Raw genomic sequence first — 12,180 nt, 5'->3', positions numbered from 1 at the left:
TAATATTCATCATCTTTAAATGCAATATTGAAGTAAAAGTAATATCATGAAATTAATATCTATTTTCTTCACTTTCATATCATCTTTCGTTTTTGCTCAAAATCCATATCAAACTCCCTTTGAAAAAGGCAACGGAAACGAAACGGCAACGTATAAAGAAATGAATGCTTTTTATGAAAATCTTGCAGAAAATTTCAAAACCATTCAGTACCTGAAAAAAGGAGAAGATGACAACGGAAAACCAATTTACGTCGTGGTTTACAATCCTTTTCCAGAGAAAGATTTTGAGAAATTAAGAAAAGAAAAAGCCGTCCTCTTCATAAACAACGGAATTCATCCCGGCGAGCCCGACGGAATCGATGCTACGATGATGCTGATGCGGAATCTAGCTTCAAATAAAATTAAAACTCCTGAAAATTTTGTCATCGCAGCGATTTCTGCCTACAATGTAAGCGGAATGCTGAATCGTGGAGCATTTTCAAGAGCAAATCAAAACGGTCCGGAACAGTATGGTTTCAGAGGGAATGCAAGAAATTTAGATCTCAATAGGGATTTTATTAAAGCTGATTCTAAAAATGCAAAGAGTTTTCAGGAAATATTTCAATGGCTGAAACCTGATGTTTTTATTGACAATCATGTGAGCAACGGCGCAGATTATCAGTATACTTTTACTTATATTTCTACTTTTAAAGAACGTTTGGGTAAAATCTTAGGGGAATATTTTTATAAAGATTTTCAGGCTAAAAATTTAAATGATTTAAAAAAAATCGGCTATGAAAGCACGCCTTATGTCAACATTCATGGCGATGTGCCCGATATTGGCTTTGCTGCTTTTGAAGATTCTCCGAGATATTCTACAGGCTACGCATCACTTTTCAACACCATGGCGACGATGCCGGAAACCCACATGCTGAAGCCTTATGACAAAAGGGTGGATGCAACTTACAAATACATGCTTGTCAATCTTCAGAATTTAGATAAAGACTACAGGAAAATCAAACAACTCCGAATCGACAATTTAAAACAGTATCAGGCAGGAAATCAATATGGCATTCACTGGAAAATAGATTCTACTCAGTATTCGACCATGGATTTTAAAGGTTTTGAAGGAAGATACAAACCGAGTGATATTTCGGGGAAGCCAAGATTATTTTATGACAGAAGCAAACCTTTCACAAAAAAGATAAAGCTGTTTACAACGGCGGTTCCTACGGGCTACGTTACCATTCCGAAGTATTATGTGATCCCCCAATCGCAATACCGTGTGATTGAAGAACTGAAACGCAATCAGATTCAGATGAAAATAATCACAAAAGACAGCACGATCGCGGTTGAATCGTATAAAATTAATGATTTCAAAACCGTGAAAAATCCCTCTGAAGGTCATTATCTTCATTATGAAACCACAGTTGAAAAATCAGATAAAAAAGTAACAGTCGCGGCAGGTGACTATCTTGTTTCCACACAGCAATCCGGAGTAAAATATCTCGTTGAAACACTTGAACCGGAAGCCACCGACTCTTTCTTCAACTGGAATTTCTTCGACGGAATTTTATCTCAGAAAGAATATTATTCATCCTATATATTTGAAGATACCGCTGCGGAACTGTTGAAAAAAGACAAAGATTTAAAACAGAAATTTAAAGCTAAAAAAGATTCAGATAAAGAGTTTGCCAACGACGGAAATGCACAACTCGACTGGATTTACAGAAATTCTGATTATTTTGAGTCTAAAACTTACAGAAGATATCCTATATTCAGAATTATGGAATAAAAAAAGACGTCTCAGCAGAAACGTCTTTATATTTATCTTTTAGGTAAACCTTTTTTTAAGGCTAACTCAGCTCTCACAATGGCTTTTCGCTCTTTCCAGTCCATGTATTTCTTTTTGAAATTCTTCTTCATGATGTCATCAAATTTTCTCTGAACCGTAAGATTCCACAAAGACTGTGCTTTAACTGCCCATGATTTATCCCATGCTCTGAGTGAAATTGAGAAACTTCCGTCGAGATATTTCATCCAGTGCCACCAACCTGTCGGCATAAACAAAGTGTCGCCGTGTTCCAGAAAACACTCAATACCTTCTACTCCATCCAACGCTGGGAATTTTTCAAAATCCGGATTGGCAATATCATAATCTTCTAAAGCATAGGTTGCGTAAGGAAGCTGATACAGCCTTTTTTTCCATTTGTTTTCAAAAAGCATCACGTGCTTTCTACCGTTGAAATGCGTGTGGAAAATATGTGCTAAATCGATATCGTAATGTAAAAATGTAACAGAACCTTTTCCCCCGAAAAACATTCCCGGATATTTATCAAGAAAACCTCCCATTAATTCTTTTGGCGGAATATAATCTTCCAGGAGTTTTTTTGCCTGCTTGATAGGATCGAAAAAGAAAATTCTGAGATCCGTAGGTTCTCTTTGAATTAAATCGATATAATCTGCAAACTTCATTTTGGTAGTTGGCGTATTAATCGGTGCTGCAGGATCTGCTTTTTTTGAATCATATAATGGAACTTCCACGTCGCCTACTGCCTCCTTCACATAATCCATCGTCCATTTTTGGTAAGCCGGCCATTTTCTTGCCATATTTTTGATGACTACCGGTTTTCTCGGTTTTAGATATTTTTCAATAAAATCTTCCTGAGTAATATCGTCTACAACATCAATCGGCTTTAAGATAACTCCCATTTTTAAAAAAATTAATGTTACAAAATTATTAAATAAAAGGTTATGCACACGAAATAAAGATTTTTTTAATCTATGATGTTCATCACATTTATTTAGAATGGGTAAAAATATATTTTTTTCTTTTTTAAATCTGAAAATTGTATTTCATTTTTCAACAAGATATCAGAAAAATAAATTTTAATTGTAAATAATATTGATATTCAACTATGCTCAAAAGAGTTTGATTCTTGTAATTTTATCAATAATTAGTGAATTCAACATGCGATTATTAGATTCTTTTCGTTTCACTTACCAAGAGTAATTTAACTATTCCACAAAAATTATATCTCTATTGTGAGTAACAAAAACAGTTTCTTATAAACTAATAGTTCAAATAATAAATTCCGGAAATATTTTAATCCCAACTTTTAGGGGTTGAAAAACGGTTTTAAGACTTAAAAAATAAATAACTTGATATGAGACAAAATTTTTTCCTCTTTGTTCTGATGTTCTGCTCGGCGATGCTATTTTCGCAGAAGACCATTTCAGGAAAAATTACTGATGATGACGGCATTGGCATCCCAAGTGCCAGTGTAACTGTAGAAGAACCCGGTAAAGACGCCATTCTGGCATACGGAATTACCAATTCTAAAGGGGAATACAAAATTACATTTACCTCATCCGAGAGCAATGTAGACCTTAAAGTGAAAGGTTTTAACCAAAAACCAATTACAAAGCAAATCAGCAATACAGATCAGAATCTGAATTTCAAAATGCAGTCTGAAGCTACAGAAATCAAAGAAGTTCAGCTGAAAACCAAACTGATTACCGCAAGAGGCGACACCATTGCTTACGATCTGAAAGCATTCGACAGCAAAAGCGACCGTACTTTGGCAGACGTGATGAAAAAAATCCCTGGAATTGAGGTTAATGCAGACGGAACGGTGCTTTACCAAGGAAATGCCATCAACAAATTTTACGTAGAAGGAAAAGACCTCATGGAAGGCGGGTACGGAACAATTACCAATTCTTTACCTAAAGATGCTATCGCAAAACTTGAAGTTTTGGAAAACCACCAGCCGGTAAAAATGCTTCAGGGAAAAATACCATCCGATGCAGCAGCCATCAACATCAAACTGAAGAAATCTGTTACCATGACAGGTCGTGGAGAAGTGGGAATTGGTGCAGATCCGCTTTTGTGGAATGTAAAAATGACCCCGATGTTTTTCAGCAAAACCAGCCAGTGGGTCGTTAATTATAAAACCAACAATGTAGGAGATCAGGTTGAAAATGAAGGAAATATTCTCGGAAGCTACAACCCGTGGGAAGGAAGAAGAGGAAATGTTTCTCAAAATGACTGGCTCAATGTAGAAACCTCCGGAACGCCAAGTACACCTGTTAAAAGATATTTGTTTAATAATGTTCATTATGCCTCAGCAAACTATTTAACTAATATCGACAAAGCAAAACAATGGGAATTGAAAGCGATTGCCAACTATACCAACAATGCGGTTGAAAGAGAAGATTATAGAGAAACCACTTATCAGACTGGAGCTTTAGCAGGAAGCAAGGTAATAAACAGCACCCGCAATGACTTTTTCACCGATAAAGTAAGAGGAGAAATATTATTTACCAAAAATGCCAAGAAAGGTTTCTTTAAAAACTCAACCAGCTTTAGCCAGTTCTGGAATGCAGACCGTGCTTTTGCTGTAAGAGAAGGACGATCTGCAGGACAGGCAGTTGAGTCTCCGACCTCAAATTTCCAAAACTCATTAAGTACAATTATTCCGTGGAAAGAGAAAATGGTGAATTTAAGATCGTACATTAGTTATCAGGATGACAGACAAATGCTTAAAGTCAGTCCTGCGAATTATCTTCTTATTCCGTTTAAAGAAAACGAAGATGCACCGGTTGGAACGATTTCTTTTCTGCCAAATACCGTTGCACAGCAGAATTTCAGACTAAAAACTTTAGACACTTCACATTCTGCCAATATCAGTTTTACTAAAAAGGGATGGACATTCACTCCATCGGTAGGATTTGATTTTTCAAATGATAGATTAGATACAGATTTTAACGGTATTGCCCTTTCAGGAACACCTAATTTTAATGGTCCAGCGTACGAAAACAATCTGAAATTTACAGAAATAAACCCAAATGCATCACTAGGTATCAACTACAAAACAGATGTATGGAATGTTTTTGCCAATCTACCGGTAAACTTCACCAGCATCAAGGCTGAAGATGATGTGAGAGGAGTTTCAAAAGATTTGAACAGAACCACATTTACGCCAAATTTATTTGCACAATATACTTTTGCGTCATTTTGGAAAGCCAGTGTGAATGCCAATGTGAGCAATAATTTCGGTGATATTCAGACAGCGTATGCAGGCTACATGTTGCTTTCACCAAACGGATTTAATGTGATGGATGCCAACAACCCAATTCCACAAACCACAACTTCTGCTTTAGGCTCAAGACTTGAATATAGAAATCCATTGAATAATTTATTTTTTAATGTAAATTATTCTTATTCTGATAGCAAAAGAAATCTACTTTCTGCTCCGTTACTTGATCCAAATACAGGTTTTACATTGATGCAGTATCTGGACATTGAGAATCACTCTAAAAGCAACAGACTAAGTGCAGAAGTTGGAAAATATTTCCCCTCATTTAAAACAAACGCTTCAGTAAACTATAGAAATACAACTTCACTTTCGGATGCATTCTTAGACGAAGTAAGATTTAAAAATAAAAACAACAGCCAGTCTTATGGTTTTAAACTAAACAATACGTATTTCAGCTGGATGAGTGTAGACTTCAATATGAGTCTTTCCCGTACAAAACAGGAAGGCCGTACTGGTACTTTGGGGATTAACAAAGGATACAATCATAATTTGGCAACATTCTTCTATCCTCTGGAAAATCACACGATTGGTTTCTCTTGGGATCAGTTGAATACAACAAATAACGACACTACTTACAGAAACCCTTTCTTTGATGTTTCTTATCAGTTCACATGGTCGAAAAAGAAAATCGATTTTGAACTAAAATGGATGAACATCAGCAACAGAAAAGTTTTTGAAACGTATGATCTTAATGGAACACTGAATTCATTAACTTACACCAGAATTCAGCTCAGACCAAGCCAATTCATGTTTACTGTGAAATTCAACTTTAAATAATCAAAATAACCCTTTAAAATTTGAGAGGGTTATTTTTTTACTTTGATTTTTAATCTTAAAAATTTTCGTTGTCGGCAGTTGGTCCATAACTTCCTGGGAGTTCAATATCATTTAAACGATAGTACACCCCAAGCTGCGCTCTGTGATGGGTGATTTGATCTAAACTGTGGCGGATGGCTGCGTATTTCGTCCATTTTGCCAGTTCGTGTCCGTCAGCTTTCAAAGCCCAATACGGAAGTAGGTCGTCTTCTGTGGCACTTTCCAATGCTTTTATGCTTTGCCTGTAATTGTTTTCAAAGGTCTCCAAAATTTCCTGTCTTGTAGTAAGTAATTTTGGTTGCATCGAGCTGTCAGAAAAATCAAGTTCAGAAGAATTGAGCATAAAGCCCGCCCAACCAAAAATTTCTGCGATGTGCGTCACGAGATGATTCATCGCCATGCTTTTTTCGTGTGGCCTGTATTCTCCTTTGTCTTCGGGATAAATTTCAAAAAACTCCTTTGTCGTTTTGTACTCTTGTGTAAGCTCTTCTCTCAATTGTTTCAGCGTATCCATATAAATTTAATTTTGTGATGTTCCTTTTCTGACATCAAAAATTATGCTATCTGAATCATTGATTTCCAACATAATAAATGCTTAATTTTTAATCATGTTTAAAATTAAGTTTAAAAATTCTGTAACATTTTACCTCTACTTCAAACTAATAGAGAAACATTTACTTTTAAAATGAAAAAACTACTTTCAATATTTTTAATCGCAACTGCAGTATTTGCTAACGCTCAGGAATCCAACGAAACTGCCAATAGATTTTTTTACGAGCTAACTTATGCATCAAACAAAGATTCTTTACAAAACAAGAAGAAAGAAATGATGATTCTAGACATCACAAAAGATAAATCTGTCTACAGAGATTATCTGGCAGTATCTCAGGATTCTATCTTGAAAATGGAAGTTGAAGCTATGCAGAAAGCCGGTGTCTATAAAGATCTTTCAAAAACTTTAAAACAGCCAAAATTCTCGCATATCATTACAAAAACATATCCTATTGTTGAAACATCTTATGCAGAGTATATCCTGCAGGATAAAGTAAATTACAAAGAAGCTGTAGTATTTAACTGGAAAATCTCAGGTGAAAAAGCAAAGATTGGAGAATACAACGCACAAAAAGCGACCACAACTTACGGTGGTAGAAATTGGATTGCATGGTTTACAACAGATCTTCCTTTTCAGGACGGACCATACAAATTCAGCGGTTTACCTGGTTTAATTGTAAAAGTGGAGGATGATGCCAAAAATTACTCTTGGGAAGTAAAAGGTAACAAAAAAATTCAAAATTACGTTGAGGAAAGTTATGCAGAAAAGTTTATGAAACAGTTTGGTCAAGGAACTAAAAGTCTTCAAGTAAACAGAGAGAAATTTGATCAAATGTACACAGCTTATAAAAAAGATCCATTTGGAAGCATCAGATCACAGCTTTCACAAATTCCGGCAGATGCAAAAATGCCAGACGGAACTTCTATTTCTCAAATGATGCGTGATACAGAAGACCGATTGAAAAAACACCTTGCTGAAAATAATAATTCAATAGAAATTTCAGATACTACAGCTAAGTCTAAAAAGAAAAAATAAACATTCATATTTAACTTAACTATATTAAAGCAAACCCAGATACAGCAATGTGTTTGGGTCTGTTTTTTAAAGGGTTCCAATTTAGATTAAATTTAAATAACCTATATTTGCACGACAAATTTTCAGCTTTGAAACAGAAAGATCCACAGAAACTGAGTCACTTCCCGAAAAACAAAAAGGGAATTATAAAAGGTTATGACAATGAGCATCTCATCATGCCTACAAAAATCATTGAAATGGGTCTGCTTCCTGAAACATCCTTTACAATTCTTTATCAGGCACCTTTCAACGGGCCGATTTATGTGGAATTTGGGGAAGAAAAAAGCCGGATTGCCCTAAGAGAAGAAGAAGGAGATTTTATTATTGTTGAAGAATCGATCTAAATGCAGGAAAATCAAGAAAAACAGGTGCTTTTGGTGGGAAATCCCAACGTGGGAAAGTCTACTCTTTTCAATGCACTTTGCAATACTACCCAAAAAACCGGAAACTACGCCGGAGTAACTGTTTCCAGCCATTCCGGAAATTATACCTATAAAAATGAAGAGGTGAAAATTACTGATCTTCCGGGATCATACAGTATTTACCCAAGTTCGGAGGATGAAGCCGTTTTTTCCAAAGTTCTTCTCGACAAAAAAGAATATGCCGGAGTTATTTACATTCTTGAAGCATTAAGTATCAAAAGAGGAATGCTTTTATTGCAACAAATTCTGGATGCAGGTTTGCCAATGATTGTGGTTCTCAATCAGGTGGATCAGGCTAAAAGAAGAGGCGTAGACATTGATGTAAAAAAACTTGAAGAAACTTTAGGTTTAAGAATTATCCAAACCAACGCCAAAGAACAAACGGGAATTGAAGAGCTGAAAGAATCGATTCTGAAAAATGAGTTTAAAAAATCTGAGGTTTCTTATTTCGAAATCCCTGCTGAGCATAAAAATTTAGTTGAAAAAATAGTTTCCCATACAAATTCAGAAAATAATTACAGAGCATGGCTGAGTATTTCGCTCAGTTCAGATGAAAGAAAATCTGTTGAAGAAAATTTAGGTTTAAAATCAGTAAACCCGAAAAGAATACAGGTACAGGAAACGGTAAGAAGGTATCAATTTGCCGACAAAATGCTTCAGGGAATTATTACCAAAAAGCAAAATGCCAAAGAACTTCTGACCGAGAAATTAGACAAAGTTTTAGTTCATAAATTCTGGGGTTACATCGTATTTCTCTTTGTTTTACTAATCATTTTCCAGTGTGTTTTCTTCCTTGCAGAGTATCCAATGAACTGGATCGATGAATTGTTTGCATGGATGTCCGGTTTTTCAGGCGAGCATCTGCCGGAAGGCCCTCTGAATTCTTTAATTTCAAACGGAATCATTCCCGGTGTCGGCGGCATCGTGATTTTTGCCCCACAAATTGGGATTTTACTGTTCTTTCTTTATATTCTCGAAGACTCAGGATATATGGCGAGAGTTGTGTTTTTAATGGACAGATTTCTGCGACCTTTTGGTTTAAACGGAAAAAGTATTGTTCCGCTGGTTTCTGGAACGGCTTGCGCAATTCCGGCAGTGATGTCCACAAGAAATATTGAAAATCTAAGAGAAAGATTGCTTACGATTTTGGTGACGCCTTTTATGACGTGTTCGGCAAGGCTACCGGTGTACAGCATTATGATCGGTTTGATTATTTCAGACGGCAATTTCTTTGGAATTTCATATAAAGCTCTGGTCCTTCTGGCGATGTATCTTTTAGGCTTTTTTGTCGCTCTCCTTTCTGCTTTTATCCTGAAATATTTCATCAGAGAAAAAGGTAAATCCTATCTCGTGATGGATCTTCCGACTTATAAAAAACCCCTTTTCTGGTATGATTTTAAACTTGTTTTAGGAAAAGTGTGGGAATTCATCACCGGAGCCGGAAAAATTATTTTTGTAGTGAGTATCATTATTTGGGTTTTAAGCTATTTTGGTCCGAAACTGAATGAAAACGAAATTGTGGCAACCGATGTAGAATTAGATCATTCCTATCTTGCAAGAATGGGAAGAGCCATCGAACCCGCCATTGCTCCACTCGGTTATGACTGGAAAATGGGTGTTGGAATTCTGACGAGTTTTGTAGCAAGAGAAGTTTTTGTGGGAACCATGTCTACTCTTTACAGTCTGGATGACGACGCTCCTGAAGGAAAAGTAATCGACAAAATGAGAAACGATGTAAAACCTGACGGCAGCAAAGTTTTCAGTTTTGCTACCGGAATCTCAGTATTGCTTTTTTACGCTTTCGCCATGCAATGCGCTTCAACTGTTGCCATCGTTTATAAAGAAACAAAAAGCTGGAAATGGACTGGTTTTCAATTGGCAATGATGACCGGTTTGGCATATTTTGTGTCGCTTATCGCATATCAAATCTTACAGTAAATGGATATCTCACTAATTCTTCAGTACGTCATCGTTTTTTTGCTTGTGGCTTTTGCAGGATATTCTCTGTATAAAGTTTTCAGGAAAAATTTCAGTACCAAAAAATTTAAATCTGGTGGTGGTGGATGTGATAAGGATTGTGGGTGTTCATAAGCCAACAACTTACTAACGTTAAGTATATTTCATTAAACAATCTTTCTTTTATTCGTATTTTTGCAAAAGTTTTATAAATAGTATCAAAATTTTTAAATTCTGTTTATTCAACTCTACATTATCAATATTGGTGATGGTAAAAGAAATTTAAAATATAAAACAAAAATGTCATTAATAAAATCAATCTCAGGAATCCGAGGAACCATCGGTGGTAAAGTAAATGATAACCTTACTCCGCTGGACATTGTAAAATTTGCATCAGCATTCGGAACTTGGCTTCAGAATAATAAAAATAAAAAAGATTTAACCTTAATCATCGGTCGTGATGCAAGAATTTCGGGATTAATGGTTAATTCACTGGTTACTGCAACCTTACAAGGCTTAGGCATCAATGTGATTGACCTCGGACTTTCAACGACTCCAACTGTTGAAATTATGGTTCCGGAATTGAATGCTGACGGTGGAATTATCCTGACAGCTTCTCACAATCCAAAACAGTGGAATGCCCTAAAACTTTTAAATGAAAAAGGAGAATTCATCAGCGGAGAAAATGGTGCTGAAGTTTTAAAATTGGCGGAAGACGAAGATTTCAATTACGCAGAAGTCGATGATTTAGGAAAATATGAAACGAGAGACGATGCGTTTGACATTCACATTCAGCAGATTTTAGATTTGCCAATGGTAGATGTGGAAGCCATTAAAGCTAAAAAATATAAGGTTGTTTTAGATGCCGTGAATTCTACCGGTGGAATTGCAATTCCTATGCTATTAGAAAAATTAGGTTGCGAAACTGTTAAATTGTATTGCGACCCAACGGGTCATTTCCCTCACAATCCTGAACCTTTGAAAGAGCATTTAGGAGATATTTGTGAGTTGGTGATTAAAGAGAAAGCAGATGTAGGAATTGTTGTAGATCCAGATGTTGACAGGCTGGCTTTGATTGACGAGAAAGGTGAAATGTTCGGAGAAGAATACACTTTGGTTGCCGTAGCAGATTATCTTTTAAAGAATAAAAACGGAGTGGCTATCTCAAACCTTTCCTCAAGCCGTGCTCTGAGAGATGTAGCAAAAACACACAATTCAGAATACTTTGCAAGTGCTGTAGGAGAAGTGAATGTGGTAAATCTGATGAAAGAGAAAAACGCCGTTATCGGTGGTGAAGGAAACGGTGGAATTATTTATCCGGAATTGCATTACGGAAGAGATTCTTTGGTAGGAGTTGCTTTGTTCCTGACTCATTTGGCAAAAGAGAACAAAACAGTTTCTGAACTGAGAGCGGGCTACCCTGCATACTTCATGGGAAAGAAGAAAATTGAGCTTACACCGGAAATTGATGTAGATGCTATTTTAACTAAAATGGAAAAAGAGTATCAAAATGAAGAAGTCTCTACCGTTGACGGTGTAAAAATAGATTTTGAAAAGAACTGGGTTCACCTTAGAAAATCGAATACTGAACCTATTATCAGAATTTACACAGAAGCGTTTTCACAGGAAGAAGCCGACGAGCTAGGAGACAAAATGATTGAAAAGATAAAAAGTTTGATTTAAATCAGAATTTTTGTACTTTTAATATAGAAAAACAGTACAATGACAATTACCATTAATCCTAAAAACGAAAAGGAACTCGCTAAAATAAAGGCGATTCTTAAAGCAGAGGAAATTGATTTCGTTGAAGAAATCAACGACGAAGATTGGTGGAATGAAATTTCAGCTGTTGAAAAAGAATCAATAGAAGTAGGGTTAGAAGAAGCTGAAAAGGATTTAGTTGTTTCTCATGAAGATTTTTTAAAGTCTTATGGAAAATGACTAAAATAGTATGGACAAAACGTGCAAGAAATGATTTTGATAATATTTATCAATATTGGGTTGAGCACAATCATTCAAATATTTATTCGGAAAAAGTTTTAGATGAAACTTTAAGAATAATCAACATTTTACGGGATCAAAATAAGATCGGGCTAAAGAGCAACCGTAAAAATTTAAGACGGGTTTTGATTTTAGAGAACTTCTCTCTAACTTATCAAATTTTACCATCAGAAATTAAAATAATTTCATTTTTTGATAACAGACAAAACCCAAGGAAAAATATATTTAATTAAAAAAGTTTTTTCGAAGTTTATAAAACAATTTTGAGCTTTGAAAATAA

At 35.6% G+C, this 12,180-nt stretch carries 11 protein-coding genes; 9 read left to right on the top strand and 2 right to left on the bottom strand.

The features are described 5' to 3' along the window. Positions 1-46: 46 nt before the first annotated feature. Positions 47-1,774: a M14 family metallopeptidase gene (locus tag AC2A1G_RS07705; RefSeq protein WP_484046338.1), complete on the top strand. Its 1,728-nt coding sequence runs from the start codon at positions 47-49 to the stop codon at positions 1,772-1,774. A gap of 32 nt (positions 1,775-1,806) precedes the next feature. On the opposite strand, the gene AC2A1G_RS07700 is transcribed toward AC2A1G_RS07705, so the two are convergent. Continuing rightward, positions 1,807-2,691 (bottom strand): cupin-like domain-containing protein, encoded by an 885-nt coding sequence (locus AC2A1G_RS07700; protein ID WP_484046337.1) that lies wholly within the window; start codon positions 2,689-2,691, stop codon positions 1,807-1,809. A gap of 455 nt (positions 2,692-3,146) precedes the next feature. On the opposite strand from AC2A1G_RS07700, the gene AC2A1G_RS07695 reads away from it, so the two are divergent. Further along, positions 3,147-5,855 carry a peptidase associated/transthyretin-like domain-containing protein gene (locus tag AC2A1G_RS07695; protein WP_484046336.1) on the top strand — a complete coding sequence of 903 codons (2,709 nt, stop codon included), beginning with the start codon at positions 3,147-3,149 and terminating at the stop codon, positions 5,853-5,855. Between the two features lie 55 nt (positions 5,856-5,910). On the opposite strand, the gene AC2A1G_RS07690 is transcribed toward AC2A1G_RS07695, so the two are convergent. Beyond that, the gene (locus AC2A1G_RS07690; RefSeq protein ID WP_484046335.1) at positions 5,911-6,408 is read right to left on the bottom strand and encodes a DinB family protein; all 498 of its coding nucleotides are present in this window, start codon (positions 6,406-6,408) and stop codon (positions 5,911-5,913) included. A gap of 171 nt (positions 6,409-6,579) precedes the next feature. On the opposite strand from AC2A1G_RS07690, the gene AC2A1G_RS07685 reads away from it, so the two are divergent. The 7 genes from AC2A1G_RS07685 (at position 6,580) to AC2A1G_RS07655 (ending at position 12,133) form a co-directional block, all read left to right on the top strand. After that, the gene (locus tag AC2A1G_RS07685; protein WP_484046334.1) at positions 6,580-7,482 is read left to right on the top strand and encodes a GLPGLI family protein; all 903 of its coding nucleotides are present in this window, start codon (positions 6,580-6,582) and stop codon (positions 7,480-7,482) included. Positions 7,483-7,610: 128 nt separating this feature from the next. Further along, complete coding sequence (locus AC2A1G_RS07680) at positions 7,611-7,865, top strand: FeoA family protein (RefSeq protein ID WP_484046514.1); 255 nt, start codon at positions 7,611-7,613, stop codon at positions 7,863-7,865. Next, complete coding sequence (gene feoB, locus AC2A1G_RS07675; protein ID WP_484046333.1) at positions 7,866-9,881, top strand: ferrous iron transport protein B; 2,016 nt, start codon at positions 7,866-7,868, stop codon at positions 9,879-9,881. After that, a complete protein-coding gene (locus tag AC2A1G_RS07670) occupies positions 9,882-10,034 on the top strand; it encodes a hypothetical protein (RefSeq protein ID WP_262150085.1) in 153 nt (50 codons plus the stop codon). It abuts the gene before it with no gap. 165 nt (positions 10,035-10,199) lie between these two features. After that, the gene (glmM, locus tag AC2A1G_RS07665; RefSeq protein ID WP_484046332.1) at positions 10,200-11,582 is read left to right on the top strand and encodes a phosphoglucosamine mutase; all 1,383 of its coding nucleotides are present in this window, start codon (positions 10,200-10,202) and stop codon (positions 11,580-11,582) included. Positions 11,583-11,621: 39 nt separating this feature from the next. Beyond that, positions 11,622-11,840: a hypothetical protein gene (locus tag AC2A1G_RS07660; protein ID WP_484046331.1), complete on the top strand. Its 219-nt coding sequence runs from the start codon at positions 11,622-11,624 to the stop codon at positions 11,838-11,840. Next, positions 11,837-12,133: a type II toxin-antitoxin system RelE/ParE family toxin gene (locus AC2A1G_RS07655; protein WP_484046330.1), complete on the top strand. Its 297-nt coding sequence runs from the start codon at positions 11,837-11,839 to the stop codon at positions 12,131-12,133. Before AC2A1G_RS07660 ends, AC2A1G_RS07655 begins: the two co-directional genes overlap by 4 nt. Positions 12,134-12,180 lie beyond the last annotated feature (47 nt).

It is taken from the genome of Chryseobacterium sp. HNCC26DJ240, from assembly GCF_057180485.1.
Note: the sequence above shows the minus strand (reverse complement) of the source record. Positions and strands in the feature narration are given on the sequence as shown.